This window comes from Candidatus Palauibacter sp. (assembly GCF_965261555.1).
GTDB lineage: Bacteria > Gemmatimonadota > Gemmatimonadetes > Palauibacterales > Palauibacteraceae > Palauibacter.
Genome location: NZ_OZ253465.1, coordinates 1,068,115 through 1,082,084, shown reverse-complemented (window position 1 = coordinate 1,082,084; position 13,970 = coordinate 1,068,115). Strand labels below are relative to the sequence as shown.

At 68.6% G+C, this 13,970-nt stretch carries 14 protein-coding genes; 10 read left to right on the top strand and 4 right to left on the bottom strand.

The window, feature by feature from the left end; translation table 11 throughout:
- Positions 1 to 14 precede the first annotated feature (14 nt).
- Complete coding sequence (locus ACQY5G_RS04605; RefSeq protein ID WP_428277444.1) at positions 15 to 1,214, top strand: hypothetical protein; 1,200 nt, start codon at positions 15 to 17, stop codon at positions 1,212 to 1,214.
- A gap of 23 nt (positions 1,215 to 1,237) precedes the next feature.
- Here ACQY5G_RS04605 and ACQY5G_RS04600 read toward each other — a convergent pair whose 3' ends face one another.
- The 4 genes from ACQY5G_RS04600 to ACQY5G_RS04585 all read right to left on the bottom strand — a co-directional run bounded on the left by ACQY5G_RS04600 (position 1,238) and on the right by ACQY5G_RS04585 (position 6,219).
- Complete coding sequence (locus ACQY5G_RS04600; RefSeq protein WP_428277442.1) at positions 1,238 to 2,341, bottom strand: DUF3179 domain-containing (seleno)protein; 1,104 nt, start codon at positions 2,339 to 2,341, stop codon at positions 1,238 to 1,240.
- 421 nt (positions 2,342 to 2,762) lie between these two features.
- A complete protein-coding gene (locus ACQY5G_RS04595; protein ID WP_310784800.1) occupies positions 2,763 to 2,909 on the bottom strand; it encodes a hypothetical protein in 147 nt (48 codons plus the stop codon).
- Positions 2,910 to 3,452: 543 nt separating this feature from the next.
- Complete coding sequence (gene glpD / locus ACQY5G_RS04590) at positions 3,453 to 5,180, bottom strand: glycerol-3-phosphate dehydrogenase (RefSeq protein WP_428277439.1); 1,728 nt, start codon at positions 5,178 to 5,180, stop codon at positions 3,453 to 3,455.
- Positions 5,181 to 5,184: 4 nt separating this feature from the next.
- The gene (locus ACQY5G_RS04585) at positions 5,185 to 6,219 is read right to left on the bottom strand and encodes a zinc-binding dehydrogenase (RefSeq protein ID WP_428277437.1); all 1,035 of its coding nucleotides are present in this window, start codon (positions 6,217 to 6,219) and stop codon (positions 5,185 to 5,187) included.
- Between the two features lie 235 nt (positions 6,220 to 6,454).
- Between ACQY5G_RS04585 and sufC the strand changes: the two genes are divergently transcribed.
- Genes sufC through ACQY5G_RS04540 form a run of 9 tightly spaced genes read left to right on the top strand, consistent with a single transcriptional unit; the run spans position 6,455 to position 13,944 of the window.
- On the top strand, positions 6,455 to 7,228 hold the full coding sequence (sufC, locus tag ACQY5G_RS04580) for a Fe-S cluster assembly ATPase SufC (RefSeq protein ID WP_428277435.1): 774 nt from the start codon (positions 6,455 to 6,457) through the stop codon (positions 7,226 to 7,228).
- A gap of 30 nt (positions 7,229 to 7,258) precedes the next feature.
- Positions 7,259 to 8,674, top strand: a complete 1,416-nt coding sequence (gene sufB, locus ACQY5G_RS04575) for a Fe-S cluster assembly protein SufB (RefSeq protein ID WP_419861368.1) — start codon at positions 7,259 to 7,261, stop codon at positions 8,672 to 8,674.
- Positions 8,671 to 10,002, top strand: coding sequence for a Fe-S cluster assembly protein SufD (sufD, locus tag ACQY5G_RS04570; RefSeq protein ID WP_428277433.1), 1,332 nt, complete (start codon positions 8,671 to 8,673; stop codon positions 10,000 to 10,002). The genes sufB and sufD overlap by 4 nt, the downstream gene beginning before the upstream one ends.
- Positions 9,999 to 10,310, top strand: coding sequence for a non-heme iron oxygenase ferredoxin subunit (locus tag ACQY5G_RS04565; RefSeq protein ID WP_428277431.1), 312 nt, complete (start codon positions 9,999 to 10,001; stop codon positions 10,308 to 10,310). Before sufD ends, ACQY5G_RS04565 begins: the two co-directional genes overlap by 4 nt.
- Positions 10,311 to 10,338: 28 nt before the next feature.
- Positions 10,339 to 11,670 carry a SufS family cysteine desulfurase gene (locus tag ACQY5G_RS04560; RefSeq protein ID WP_428277429.1) on the top strand — a complete coding sequence of 444 codons (1,332 nt, stop codon included), beginning with the start codon at positions 10,339 to 10,341 and terminating at the stop codon, positions 11,668 to 11,670.
- Positions 11,671 to 11,674: 4 nt separating this feature from the next.
- Entirely contained in the window at positions 11,675 to 12,172 is a 498-nt protein-coding gene (gene sufU, locus ACQY5G_RS04555) for a Fe-S cluster assembly sulfur transfer protein SufU (protein ID WP_428277427.1), read from the top strand.
- Positions 12,135 to 13,160, top strand: coding sequence for a ribosome small subunit-dependent GTPase A (gene rsgA, locus ACQY5G_RS04550; protein ID WP_428277425.1), 1,026 nt, complete (start codon positions 12,135 to 12,137; stop codon positions 13,158 to 13,160). Before sufU ends, rsgA begins: the two co-directional genes overlap by 38 nt.
- Entirely contained in the window at positions 13,157 to 13,753 is a 597-nt protein-coding gene (locus ACQY5G_RS04545; protein WP_428277423.1) for an NUDIX hydrolase, read from the top strand. Before rsgA ends, ACQY5G_RS04545 begins: the two co-directional genes overlap by 4 nt.
- Positions 13,750 to 13,944, top strand: a complete 195-nt coding sequence (locus tag ACQY5G_RS04540; RefSeq protein WP_310784776.1) for a hypothetical protein — start codon at positions 13,750 to 13,752, stop codon at positions 13,942 to 13,944. The genes ACQY5G_RS04545 and ACQY5G_RS04540 overlap by 4 nt, the downstream gene beginning before the upstream one ends.
- Positions 13,945 to 13,970 lie beyond the last annotated feature (26 nt).

Sequence of the window (13,970 nt, the reverse complement as noted above, 5' to 3'; positions counted from 1 at the left end):
GTGGCGGGAATTCGATGATGAACACGGCACGGAACTCCGGGGCGATCCGCGTCGGGCTGGTGGCCGCGATGACGCTGTCGCCAACGGCCTTTCTCAGGGCGGAGGCGCAGGAGGCGCCGCGGGTTTCGTTCGGGATGGCGACTGCGGCCTTCGAGGACGGCCTGGGTTCCATGCGTGGCGTGCGCGAACTCGAGGACGGCCGCGTACTCATAGCGGACGGTTTCGGCGCGGCGGTCATCGCGTGGATGCCCGGAGGCGGCGCGGACACGCTGACGAACACGGGCCAGGGGCCGGAGGAGTATCGGACGCCGGACGGTCTCTTCCCCCTTCCCGACGGCGCGACGCTCCTCGTCGATCTCGGCAACGCCAGGCTCACCCGCATCGAAGCGGACCTCGGCTTCGGCGAGACGTGGCCCATCGCCCGTGGAGGCCCGAATGCCGGGATGACGATGATGATTCCGGTGGGGACCGACCGCGAAGGCGGGATCTACTTCCAGCAGCGACTCGACGGGATGGCGGGCATATCTGACTCCGCGGCCGTGGCGCGCTTCGATCCGGCGACGGGCGAGACCTCCGAGGTCGGACGGGTCCGGCTTGCGGAACAGACGCGCGTGGAGTCGGGGGACGCCAATAACCGCAGCGTGAACATCCGGCCTGTGCCGTTCTCCAACCAGGACGCGTGGAACGTGGCCTGGGACGGCCGGGTGGCGGTCGCGCGCGCGGACGGCTACCGACTGGAGTGGCTGGATCGTGCGGGCGGGGTCACGCGGGGACCCGGGATCCCGTACGAACCGGTGCGGGTGCGGCGGGCGGACCAGGACGAGTGGCTCGACCAGCTCGGGGGCGGGCTGCGTGTCGAGGCCACGGACGATGGAAGCGGGATGCGGATGTCCATGAGCCGCGCGCCTTCAGGCTCGAGCAACGCGGATCCCTCCGACTTCGAGTGGCCCGACGAGAAGCCGGTCATTCCCGCCGGCGCGGTCGCGGTCGATGCGGAAGGTCGGGCGTGGGTACGGCGCCACGTGCCGGCGGGGGAAGCGCACCTGTACGATGTGTTCGACGCGGGCGGGCAGCGAGTCGCCCAGGTGGGACTGCCCGAGGATCGACGGCTCGTCACCTTCGGAGCGGAAAGCGCCTACCTGGTCCGGAACGACGAATTCGGTTTCGCCTGGCTCGAGAAGTACCCGATGCCCGCGGTGCCCGGGACGCGCTGACGCCGGCGGGGCGGTGCCGCAGCTCAGCGCGGACGCCGCCTTACGAGGTCCGGATCGGACGGTAGCAGCGTCGCGTCATCCGTCGGCACGAAGTCTGCGGAGCCGGTGAGGTGAACCGGGGGCTTCCACAGCTCTGTGTCCGGTTGGAACGCGGCCCAGGCGAACCAGAAAGCGTGGTACGCCTCGGGGTGAGGCTCGAGTCTCTCTCCGTCGAGGGGGCCCGCCACGGCCTCGCCGCCGAAGTTCCACACGCTCCCCGTTTCCACGTCCTGCCGGCGACCTTCGACGACCTCGAACGTGAGAAACCGCCCGTTGGCGCGGGCGTGGTAGATCCGCGCACTCTGCGCGACGGAGTTCCAGAACGCGACCACGGGTTCGCCCCCGACCCGGGCACTCGCGGCCCAGACGGTGAAGTTCTGCCCCTCCTGGTCCCGCGCGGCCACCTCTCTCAGGTCCGAGATGGCGAACGCGTAGCCGCCGGTCCCCGACGGGACTCCGACCACGCGCTCCTTGGGCCTTCGCCGCAGGTCGATCGGGGCGGACGTCGGATAGAAGAGCGATGCGTTGTCCGGGTCCCGGTAGTTCCCGTACGGGTAGAGGGTGTAGAGGAAGTCATGCCCCGTCACGCGCGTTGCGATCCAGGTGTCCTGAAAGACCTGGAGCCAGGCCCCGTACAGCATCAGTTCGTACGGTACGCGCTTCAGGCTGATACCGTCCTGCGGGCCGCAGGTGGCGGATCGCGTCAACTGGGGGTAGAGCGTCCCGGAACCGTCGTCCATCACGAGATTGTTGTCGAGGACGTAGTTGGACACCGCGAAGTCGGGCGTGTCGGTCGCTGCGGGATCGAAGACGCGGACGGATCCCGTGAGCGGCGAATAGGTGATCGTGAGCCGTTCTCCCGTCGCATTCGGGACGGTCGGGTCGACGTCGGCCTGCAGGTTCAGAACCTCGTGATACCAGAGGAGCTTCAGGGGTATCGCGAGAGGCTGGCCGTTGAATTCGAGCCCGATCACGAGGTCGCCGCGATTGACGTAACCGACGTGGGGCGCAATGAGCCGCGTGGCGACCTCGGGATTGGTGAGCGCCGGAATGTTCGAGCGCGCGGCGCCGGCGTCCGTGAAGTTCACGAACGGAAGCGAGCAATCCGAGAACGGGGGCGGCGGCCCAAAGCCCTCTCCGGTGCAGGCGGCGAGCCCCACCACATACGGCACCAAGGCGATTCGGAGCAAACGACGGCGCAAGCCGACCCCTCGGGCGACATGACTCCTGGCTGGATTCATCCGGTGCCTCGCACCTGTCATGCTCCGTCACCGTCGGACGCGAGAGCGCCCAACGGTGCTTCGGACGGCAGGACCGGCGAGGCCGCCGGCCGTCCTGGCAGCCCGTGGCAAAAGCCCCGCTGCGTTCGAGCGGCGCTGCATCTCGCCTGAAACGCTGCGCTCTGCGTCGCTCCTCGGTCACATAGCAAGGGCTATGCTCCCTCGTCGCTCCTTGTCAGGCGAGCGCTTCACCGCTCTCGGCGCTGACGCGGGGTTTTGCCACGGGCTGCTAGATGAACAAGGCCTCGTTCTCGGAATCGAACCCCTGGACGTCGGCCTTCTGCGTCCGCACATCCTTCTGGCCGACCTGACGCTGCCCGACGACGATCATCGCGATACTCGCGACGAGCGCCAGCGCGATCCTCAGCTTCTTCATGGCGTCCCCCCTCCTCCATCGTCCCTGCACCTAACGCCGCACCCAACGCCGGATCCGGACACAGATCGCTCCCATAGTATAAGGCCTTCCTGCCGTTTAACGAACTCTCGGGCCCGATGGTGACACGTCGGATGGGAGCGTCAGCGTCGATGGCCCAGCGATTGAGGGTGTCCCCGGCCAGCGCGAGGTCGGTCGCCGCCAGGAGTACGCCCTCCGCATCCCGAGCCTCGAGGCGGACGAGATCGGCGCGCACCCGGACGTTCACCCGGACCGAATCCCGGCGCGGCACGGTATCGAGCACGACGCTTCCCGCCCCCGCCGCGGCGGAGACGTACGCGTCAACGTCGAGCGGGTTGACGAGGAGGATCCGATATTCGCGGGTCGGTCCCTCGCCCGGGAGCGGGGGGACCGCTGCGGCGTCGGCGGCGGGCGTGGAATCGGGCGGGACGCCGGACGAATCGGACGTATCGTCGGCCGGTGCGCACGCCGCCGCGAGCCACGCAAGGGCGAAAAAAACGTGGCGCCACCGGCATGGCCGCCCGTTCAGCGGCCCCCCTCTGCGCGGGCCGCGAGTTCGCGGATCGCGTCATCGTCCACCGCCCTGAAGGCCACCGCCCGTTTCACTTCCTCCGTCCGTCGTTCGGCTGTCCAGTCCAACTCCGGGGCCACGACTTCGGCGACGCGCCGCGCCGCCTCCGGCGTCCCGGAGCGCGTCTCGAGGCCGACCCGCATCCGCCGGAAGAGAATGTCCTCGACGTGAAGGGCCATCTCGCTCCGCACCGAATACACCGCTTCGGCCAGAAGGTGCGGCCTCCCGGCGACGACCCTCTCGCCGAGCCGCGGATTTCGATCGACGAGGTCGAGAACCCGGTTCGCTCTCGTCCCGTACGCGCGCGTGAGCCGGTCGGCGGAAGCGCGCTCGAGTCCCTTCGTGCGGGCACGCGCCCGGATCCGGCTGCGGAGCGCGTCCAGATCCCGGAAGCGCGCGCCGGGGAGCGGAACCTTGTCCGTGTCCACCTTCCGAATCGCCTTCACGCCGGTCGGCGCCAGGAACGCCTGCACGCGATCCAGCGTCGCCTCGGCCATGTGCCGGTGAGAGGTCAGTTTCCCTCCGCTCAGGGTGAAGATGCCCGGGGGATGCTGATGGACCTCGAACTCCCTCGACACGGCGCCCTCGTCGTCGCCGTCCGCAGCCGGCGCAACGAGCGGCCGCAGGCCGGCCCAGGCGCTGATCACATCCTCCGGTCCCAGCTTCGACGCGGGAAGCAGGCGACGGGTGGCCTCGATCAGGTACGCGATGTCCCCGGGGGTGGCCGCGACCTCGTGCGGACGGCCGTCGAAGAACTCGTCCGTGGTCCCGATGAGGGTGAGGTCCTCCCGCCACGGAAGGATGAACATCACGCGGCCGTCCCGGGGCGCCTCGAAGATCAGAGCAGCTGAGTGCCCCACTCGTTCGCGCGCGACGTGGATGTGCGTCCCGCGCGAGGGTCGGATGCGCACGGCGCCCGCCGCGCCCGCCGCGTCCTCGCCCGGGCCGGCCGCCCGCAGGTTCGCGGTGACGCGGTCGAGCATCTGCTCGGCCCACGCGCCGGTCGCGTTCACGATCGCGAGGGCGTCGACCTCCACTTCCCGTCCGCTCTCCGCGTCTCTCACCAGCGCCCGGTGGCCCGGCCAGTCCGAGGCGTCGATGCGGACGACTTCGGCCCGGTTGACCACGGTCGCCCCGGCCTCGACGGCCGCCACGATGGTCGTGACGACGAGCCGCGCATCGTCCACCTGGGCGTCGAAATAGCGCGCGCCGCCGAGAAGCCCGTCGGCGCGCAGCCCCGGTTCACGGGCGAGCATGGCCTCGGTGTCGAGCATCTGATGGCGTTCGATGTTGCGGAACAGCGAGAGCGCGTCGTAGAGCCACATCCCCGCGTCCAGCTTCATCCGGCCGATGCGGCCGTCCCGGAAGATCGGAAAGTGGAACTCCAGCGGCCGGACGAGGTGGGTCGCGATGCGGAGCAGCGTCCGCCGTTCCTGGCTCGCCTCGAACACGAGGTCGAACTCGAAGTGCTCCAGGTAGCGCAGGCCGCCGTGGACGAGGCGGGAAGAACGGCTGCTCGTGCCCGACGCGAAATCCGCGGCTTCGACGAGAGCGGTGCGAAAACCGCGGCGGGCCGCGTCCCGCGCGACGGCGGCGCCGGAAATGCCGCCGCCGATAACGAGGATGTCGAAGGCGGTCTCCGCGAGGTTCCGGAACTGCTCGGCGCGCCCCGGAGCCGTCACGGGGTCACGGCTCGAGGACGAGCTTCCCGAAGATCCCGCCAGCCTCCAGCCGCTCGTGGGCCTCGCGCGCCCGGTCCAGCGGCCACACGTCGTCGACGATCGGGGTTAGAGTGCCGTCCAGCACGAGGGCCATCACGGCTTCGAACTCGGCACGCGTCGCCATCGTGGTCCCCATGATCGATGTCTGACTCCAGAACAGACGTGCGATGTTGAGTGAGCCCTGCGGCCCGGTCGTCGCGCCGTACACGACCATCCTGCCCGCACGCGCCAGCGTGCGAACGCAGCCCTCCCACGTCGCCGCGCCCACGCTGTCGAGGACGAGATCGACGCCGCGCTTCTCCGTCTCCGCCCAGACGCGCCGCGAGAAATCCTCCTCGAGACGATCGATGACGAGGTCCGCCCCCAGCGCCTCCACGCGCCGCACGTTCGCGGGCCCGCTCGTGACCGCGAACACGCGCGCTCCGTGGTGCTTCGCGATCTGGATCGCGGCGGTGGAGACGCCGCCGGACGCCCCGGTGACGAGGACCGTCTCTCCCGGCGCCAGCCGCCCCCGCGAGAGGAGTCCGCGCCATGCCGTCTGGTACACGAGCGGGGCGACGGCCGCGGTCGCGAACGGGAAACCGTCGGGGAGCCGGACCAGGTTGCGCACCGGAACCGCGACCTGCTCCGCGAAACCGCCGGGCACGTGCTCGCCGAGGATGCGGTAGGTGGTACAGAGGGGGTGCTCGTCGCGGGCGCACCACTCGCAGCCGTCTTCGACGCACCAGAGGCCCGGGTTTACCGCGACCCTGTCTCCGGGGGCCCAGCCCTCCACGCCATCCCCCGTCGCCGTGATCTCGCCCGCCACGTCCGAGCCTCCGATGTGCGGCATCTTCAGCGTGAGCCCGGGCAGGCCGCGCCGCGTCCAGAGGTCGAGGTGGTTGAGGCCCGCCGCGCGCACGCGGATCACCGCCTCGCCGGGTCCCGCCGTCGGCTCGGGCAGGTCGCCGACGCGGACGACGTCGGGCCCTCCGTGTCGTTCGAAGTAGGCCGCTTTCATGGCCGCCAACCTACGGTCGCGCCGCGGCCCGTGCAGGAGCCGTCGACCTCTTTGAAATGAAGCGGAGACATGACATGTAACAGTTGAGAACGGGTCTCAACGAGGGTTGATAAGGGGCCGTGCGCCGCGTACCTTGTCTCGTCGATAATTGTTATCGGTTCATCCTGAATTGATTGCTGTGTTTCCAGGCCGGCGCCCCTGGGTGACCGGCCTTTTGCAACGCAAGAGGACACGAATGTCAGAACCGCTTCTGTCGATACGAGGACTCCGGGCGAAGGTCGACGGCGAGGACGGGGAGATCCTGCGCGGCGTCGATCTGGACGTCCAGCGCGGCGAGGTGCATGCCCTGATGGGTCCCAACGGCTCCGGCAAGAGCACGCTCGCCAAGGTCATCGCCGGCCACCCCGCCTACGAGGTGACGGCCGGCGAGATCCTGTTCGAGGGAGAGGACGTCCTCGAGCTGGAGCCGGATGAGCGGAGCCGCGCGGGGATCTTTCTCGCCTTCCAGTATCCCGCGGAGATCCCGGGCGTCTCGATCGCCAATTTTCTGCGGACGGCCGTAAACTCGCGACTGGCCGAGGGCGAGGAGATGGATGTGTTCGGGTTCCAGCGCACGCTCACGGAGAAGATGGAGATGCTGAGGATGGATCCGGGCTTCGCGGCCCGGTACGTCAACGACGGCTTCTCCGGCGGTGAGAAGAAGCGGAACGAGATCCTGCAGATGGCCGTGCTTCGGCCGGCGCTCGGGGTCCTGGACGAGACGGACAGTGGACTCGACATCGATGCCCTCAAGGTCGTGGCCAGCGGCGTGAACCGCCTCTCCGAAGCCGACGAGGCGCTCGGGGTTCTGCTGATCACGCACTACAAGAGGATCCTGAACTATATCCGGCCGGATCGAGTACACGTGATGATGGCCGGCCGAATCGCGGAGAGCGGCGGCGCCTCGCTCGCCGACAAGCTGGAGGCGGAGGGTTACGACTGGCTCCACCGGGCGGTGGCGGCGGTCTGACGTCGTAAAGCCGTAAAGGAAGGAATAGACATGCCCCGGAACGAGACGATCACCGAACTCGGACTCGACGAGTACAAGTACGGATTTGTCACGGAGGACAAGCCGGTCTTCAAGGCCGTCCCCGGTCTCTCCAGCGACATCGTCCGACAGATCTCGCACCACAAGGAAGAGCCGGACTGGATGCTCGAGTTCCGACTCAAGGCGCTCGAGGTCTACTACTCCAAGCCGATGCCGAAGTGGGGGGGCGATCTCTCGAAGCTCGAGGACACGCTCGACGAGATCTATTTCTACCTTAAGCCGCAGGACCAGATGGAGCGGTCCTGGGACGACGTCCCGCAGGAGATCAAGGACACGTTCGAGAAGCTCGGGATCCCGGAGGCGGAGCGTAAGGCGCTCGCCGGGGTCGGGGCCCAGTACGAGTCCGAGATGGTCTACCACTCGCTGAAGGAGCAGTGGGAGGAGCAGGGTGTGATCTTCGAGTCGATCGAGGATGGGCTCGCCAGGCACCCCGAGCTGTTCCGGCAGTACTTCTCGACCGTCGTTCCCACGCACGACAACAAGTTCGCGGCGCTCAACTCGGCCGTGTGGTCGGGCGGGTCGTTCGTCTACATCCCGAAGGGGGTGAAGGTGGAGATCCCGCTCCAGGCCTACTTCCGGGTCAACGCGGAGCGCATGGGCCAGTTCGAGCGCACCCTCATCATCTGCGAAGAGGGGGCCGAAGCCCACTACATCGAGGGCTGCACGGCGCCGGTCTACTCGACCGACTCCTTCCACTCCGGCGTCATCGAGATCGTGGTCAAGAAGGGCGCGCGCTTCCGGTACACCACGATCCAGAACTGGTCGAACAACATGTACAACCTCGTCACGCAGCGGGCGCTCGTGCACGAGGAGGCGAAGATGGAGTGGCTCGACGGGAACCTGGGCTCGAAACTCACGATGAAGTATCCGTCGTGCTATCTGGTCGGAGAGCGGGCGCACGGCGAGATCCTCTCCATCGCGTACGCCGGGGACGGTCAGCACCAGGACACGGGCGGCAAGGTGATCCACGCCGCCCCCAACACGACGTCCCAGATCACGTCGAAGTCGATTTCGAAGGGGCTCGGGCGCTCCTCGTACCGCGGACTGTGCAAGGTGTACGACGGCGCCGAGGGCGCGAAGTCCAACGTCGAGTGCGACGCCCTGCTGCTCGACGAGACGTCGCGGACGGACACCTACCCCTACATCGAGATCGATGAGAACACGGCGTCCATCGGGCACGAGGCCACGGTCTCCAAGGTCGGCGACGAGCAGCTCTTCTATCTGATGAGTCGCGGGCTCGACGAGGCGGAGGCGATGGCGATGATCGTGCGCGGCTTCATCGAGCCGGTGGCCAAGGAGTTGCCGCTCGAGTACGCGATCGAACTGAACCGGCTGATCGAATTGGAGATGGAGGGGTCGGTCGGATGAGCACGGTGACAGCCGGGCCGGCGGAGGCCACGCTGGCCGCGGCGGACTTCGATGCGCTTTCCGGAGGGCTGACGGAGCCGGAAGCGGTCGCGAGGGCGCGGGCCGCCGCATGGGAGCGGTTCATCGCCCTTCCCTGGCCGACGAAGAAGTCGGAGGAATGGCGGTACACCGACCTCGGGAAGGTCGGTTTCGAGGCGCTCACTCCGGTGGTCCCGGCACCCGCGACGGCGGAAGCGCTGTCGGCGGACGTGCGGGAGGTGCTCGGACGCTCCGGGGAGCGCGCGGGCGTCGTCGTGCTGCGGGAGGGGCGGGTCGCGCACCTGGAACTCGAACCCGAGGTGGCGCGGAGCGGCGTGGTCCTGTCGTCGATCCGCGACGCGGCGGATCGGCATCCGGAGGTGCTGCGGCGGGCGCTGCTCGAGGCGCAGCCTGGCCCCGCGGAGGAGAAGCTCTGGGCGCTGCACCTCGCTCTCCTGGGCGGAGGCTACTTCCTCTACGTTCCGCGCGGCGTGGAGATGCCGGCGCCGATCCACGCGTTCCACATCGTCGAGCGGGCGGGGACGCTCTCCTCCGCACATTCGTTCGTGTACGCGGAGTCCGGCGCGCGGGCCGCGGTCATCGACGAGTTCCTCTCCGACGACCTCGATGCCGAGACGGTCTCGCTTCACGGGGCGACGATCACGGGGGAGGGGGACGCGGGGATCGAGTACATCGCGCTCCAGCGCTTCGGCCGCGGCGTGAAGCGGTTCTCGACGCAGCACGTCACCGCGGGCCGCGACGCACGTGTCGTGACCTTCAACGTCGCGCTCGGCGGCGACCTTTCGCGGGCGGACGTCACAAGCCGTCTCGACGGGCCCGGGAGCGACAGCGAGATGCTCGCACTCTGGTTCGGCGACTCCGACCAGCACTTCGACCATCACACGCTGCAGCATCACGCGGCGCCGCACGCGCACAGCGATCTGCTCTTCAAGGGAGCGCTGACGGATGCCGGGTCGAGCGTCTTCCGCGGGCTGATCCGGGTCGACAAGGGAGCCCAGCTCACGGACGCCTATCAGACGAACCGCAACCTGCTGCTGAGCGAGGGCTCTCATGCCTCCGCGCTTCCCAACCTCGAGATCGAGGCCGACGATGTGCGCTGTTCGCACGGGGCGACGATCGGACAGGTGGAGGACGGGCAGCTCTTCTATCTGATGAGCCGCGGCCTCACCCGGCGCCAGGCCGAGCGCCTGCTCGTGTTCGGGTTCTTCGATGAGGTTCTGGGACGTCTTCCGATGGAGGGCGTGCGCGCGCGCGTACGCGAAGCGATCGAGGAGAAGATCGGGCTATGAGCCGATTCGTCACGGTGGCCAGGGTCGACGATGTGCCGGAGAACGGAACGTGCGGGGTGATGGCCGGGGACCTGGCGATCGCCCTCATCCGCAGCGGAGGCGAGGTCTACGCGCTCGAGGACTGCTGCTCCCACGAGGAGTTCCCGCTCTCGGACGGCGAGGTCGAGGCGGGGGAGATCACCTGCCTCCTCCACGGGGCGCGCTTCGATCTGGCGACCGGCGCGCCGAGGGCGCTCCCGGCGGTCATGCCGGTCCGGCGCTTCGACGTGCGGATCGACGGGGACGACATCCAGGTCGACCTCTCCTGAGCGGGACCCAGCCGAGGACCGGAGCCCGATGGCGGAGATGACGGATACGAAGCAGGCAACGGGCGTCCTGGCGTCCGAGCGTCCCCCGGAGGCGGCGGGAAGCCGCGATGCGGGCGAGGCTTCCGAGGAAGGCGGCTGGGATCTCGCGGCGATCCGGGCCCAGTTCCCCATTCTCTCGAGGGAAGTCCACGGCCACCCCCTGGCCTACCTCGACAACGCGGCGAGTTCACAGCAGCCGCTCCGCGTGCTGAGGCGGGTCGAGCGCTATCTGCGCGAGGAGCACGCCAATGTGCACCGCGGCGTGCATCAGCTCAGCGCGGAGGCGACGGAGGCCTACGAGGGCGCGCGCCGTTCGGTGGCAGCGCATGCGGGGACGAGAGATCCGGCGGAGATCGTCTTCACGCGCGGCACGACGGAGGCGGTGAACCTCGTCGCGTCGAGTTGGGGGGACGCGTCCATCGGCGCGGGCGATGAGATCGTGCTCACGAAGATGGAGCACCACTCGAACCTCGTGCCGTGGCAACTGCTCGCTGGCCGGACGGGGTGCAAGCTCCGTTTCATCGACGTCACGCCCGAGGGCACGCTCGATCTCGACGACTACGATCGGCTCCTCGAAGGGCGTCCCCGGCTGGTCGCCTGTACGCACGTCTCCAACAGCCTCGGAACCGTCAATCCGGTCTGTGAGATCGTGGACCGCGCTCACGCCGCCGGCGCGCTGACGCTCATCGACGGAGCGCAGGCCGCGCCCCACATGCTGACCGATGTGGCGAAGATCGGGTGCGACTTCTACGCGTTCAGCAGCCACAAGATGTGTGGCCCGACCGGCGTCGGAGCGTTGTGGGCCAGGAGAGAACTGTTGGAGGAGATGCCCCCGTACCAGGGCGGGGGCGAGATGATCTCGGACGTGAAGCTCGAGCGATCCTCCTGGGCGAAGGTTCCCCATAAGTTCGAGGCCGGAACGCCCAATATCTCGGGCGTCGTGGGCTTCGGCGAAGCCGCCCGCTTCCTCGCGGACCTCGGGTCGGAGGCGATCGCGTCGCACGAAGACACCCTGAAGCGCGCCGCTTTCGAGCGGCTCGACGAGATCGAAGGGCTTCACCTGTACGGCCCGCGCGAAGGGCGGACCGCGGTCTTCTCCTTCACCTACGGCGACATACATCCGCACGACCTCTCCACGATCCTCGACCAGCGGGGAATCGCGATCCGGGCGGGGCACCATTGCAACCAGCCGCTGATGGACCACTACGGGATCAGCAGTACGGCCCGGGCGAGCTTCTACTTCTACAATTCGCCGCGGGAGGTCGACGTGCTGTGCGACGGGCTCGCCCTGGCAGCCGAAGTCTTCGGCGGCATCGCCTGAATCCATGATGGAACCCCGTCCGAAGACGCCCGGGACGATCGACCGGGAGATCCCTTCGTCGCTCAACCAGCTGTACCAGGAAGTCATCCTCGATCACTACCGGAAACCCCGGAACAAGGGGCATCTGGACGAAGCCACGCACGCGATCACGATGAACAACCCCCTTTGCGGCGACGTGATCGAACTCATGTTGCGCGTGGAAGGGGGGAGCATCGCCGAGGCGCGCTTCCTGGGCCGCGGGTGCTCGATCAGCCTGGCGTCGGCGTCGATGCTCACGGGACGCGTGCGGGGCAAGTCGCTCGAGCAGGCGCTGGAACTCTCCCGGAAGTTCACGCACCTCCTGCACGGAGACGGAGCGCTGCTGTCGGACGACGATCTCGGCGATCTGCGCACGCTGGCGGGGGTCTCCAAGTTCCCGGTCCGCATCAAGTGCGCGCTGTTGGCGTGGAACTGTCTCGAGGAGCTTGGCGACGGGACGGACCCCGACGGCGGCTCCGGGTGAACTCCGCAACTCCGGACGGAAGCCGCGGCTCGGCGTGAGCTCCGGCGGCCCCTCCGCTACCGTTGGCCGCGTGCTGCGGATCGCGGGTGGGGTCTATCACGTCGACGATTCCACGACGGTGGTCCGGGCCTCGCTGCGGGGGCGCCTGAAGCGGACGGACTCGCGCATCGTTTCGGTCGGCGACCTCGTCGAGATGGAACGCGTCGGCGACGAGATGCGGATCGTTCGGCTTCGTACGCGAAGCGGCGCGCTCTCCCGGCACGGCGTCTCCAGGCGGCGCGAGCAGGTGATCGTGGCGAACGTGGACCAGGTCGCCGTCGTCGTCTCGGTGACGGCGCCCGATCCCGACTTCCTCATGGTGGACCGACTGCTCGCGCTCGCGGCGCTGAGCGGCATCGACGCCTTCCTCGTCGTGAACAAGACGGACCTCGCGGAGCCTGTGCCGAACGCTGCGAGTTCCGGCGCGGCGGCCGGGAAACCGGCACCCGGGGACGGCCTCGAACAGTACGCGGCGCTCGGCGTGGAGACGCTGCGGACGAGCGTCGAATCGAGGGAGGGGCTGGACGCGCTTTCGGGACGCCTCGCAGGACGGATCACCGTGCTCAGCGGGCAGTCGGGCGTGGGAAAGTCGAGCCTGTTGAACGCGCTCGTGCCGGAACTCGACCTGCGTGTGGGCGAGATCAGCGAGCGGCGGGGGCGGGGGCGGCATACGACCGTGGCGTCGGCGCTCTATCGATATCCGGGGGGCGGCTACGTGGCGGACACGCCCGGCTTGCAGTACCTGGCGCTGTGGGAGCTGGATCCGGCGGAGCTTTCGGGGGGCTTCGTCGAGATCGCCGCGATGAGCGACGCCTGCCGGTTCGCGGACTGCCGGCATCGGGTGGAGCCGGACTGCGCGGTTCGAGCGGCCGTGGAGGATGGGACGATCGGGCGGAGGCGGCTGGAGAGCTACCTGCGCCTCCTCGACGAGGCGGAGAAGGGTCGGTGAGCAAGGGTTGGAGCGCGGCACGGGTCGCTCATCGGCTGGTCACGGCGGGTCACACCGAGGTCGCTCCCGGGGCGGCGGAGCGGCACGCGGCCGTGACGCTCGTGGTCCGTCCGCGCGGTCGCGACCTGGAAGTGCTCTTCGTCCGTCGGGCGGAGCTCCCCGGCGACCCGTGGTCCGGCCATATGGCGCTTCCCGGCGGACACCGGGACGCGGCGGACGCGGATCTCCTGGAGACGGCGCGCCGCGAGTTGCGCGAGGAAGTGGGGCTCGATCTTCCGCGCAACGGGTTCCTTGGAAGGCTCGACGACCTGCACCCGGTGACGCGCCGGATCCCGTCGATCCTCATCTCCCCCTTCGTCGCATGGCACGGGGAGGACGCGCGGGTCTCGACGAACGCGGAAGTGCAGTATCACGTCTGGGCGCCGCTCGGCGCGCTGCGCGACCCGTCGCTGCGCTCCGAGGTCCGTTATCCGGATGGTAGCCGCGAACATGTGTGGCCTTCCATCTTGTACGAGGGCGACGCCATTTGGGGGCTCACGCACCGCGTCGTCATGAACTTCCTCGACATCATCACGGAGAGAACCGGCCAATGAGTGAAGTCGTCTATCGCTCGCACGTGAAGATCGTGCGACAGAAGGGTCCATACCGCACGGCGGAGATCCCGGCCACGGATGCACCGGTCGACTTCGGTGTCCACTCCGCGGTCGCCGAGTACTACGGCGTTCGCGACAACCGCGACATTGCCACGACCCTCGACTATGTCATCGCCGCGACCGGCGGCTGACTGGCCGGAACCTTCGGGGGCGCGCT

What these genes read in the sequence shown, in the direction of transcription:
- ACQY5G_RS04605 (WP_428277444.1), top strand. Translation starts at nt 15, where the DNA reads ATGATGAACACGGCACGGAACTCCGGGGCGATCCGCGTCGGGCTGGTG.
- ACQY5G_RS04595 (WP_310784800.1), bottom strand. Translation starts at nt 2,909, where the DNA reads ATGAAGAAGCTGAGGATCGCGCTGGCGCTCGTCGCGAGTATCGCGATG.
- ACQY5G_RS04585 (WP_428277437.1), bottom strand. Translation starts at nt 6,219, where the DNA reads ATGAAAGCGGCCTACTTCGAACGACACGGAGGGCCCGACGTCGTCCGC.
- sufC (WP_428277435.1), top strand. Translation starts at nt 6,455, where the DNA reads ATGTCAGAACCGCTTCTGTCGATACGAGGACTCCGGGCGAAGGTCGAC.
- sufB (WP_419861368.1), top strand. Translation starts at nt 7,259, where the DNA reads ATGCCCCGGAACGAGACGATCACCGAACTCGGACTCGACGAGTACAAG.
- sufD (WP_428277433.1), top strand. Translation starts at nt 8,671, where the DNA reads ATGAGCACGGTGACAGCCGGGCCGGCGGAGGCCACGCTGGCCGCGGCG.
- ACQY5G_RS04565 (WP_428277431.1), top strand. Translation starts at nt 9,999, where the DNA reads ATGAGCCGATTCGTCACGGTGGCCAGGGTCGACGATGTGCCGGAGAAC.
- ACQY5G_RS04560 (WP_428277429.1), top strand. Translation starts at nt 10,339, where the DNA reads ATGGCGGAGATGACGGATACGAAGCAGGCAACGGGCGTCCTGGCGTCC.
- sufU (WP_428277427.1), top strand. Translation starts at nt 11,675, where the DNA reads ATGATGGAACCCCGTCCGAAGACGCCCGGGACGATCGACCGGGAGATC.
- ACQY5G_RS04540 (WP_310784776.1), top strand. Translation starts at nt 13,750, where the DNA reads ATGAGTGAAGTCGTCTATCGCTCGCACGTGAAGATCGTGCGACAGAAG.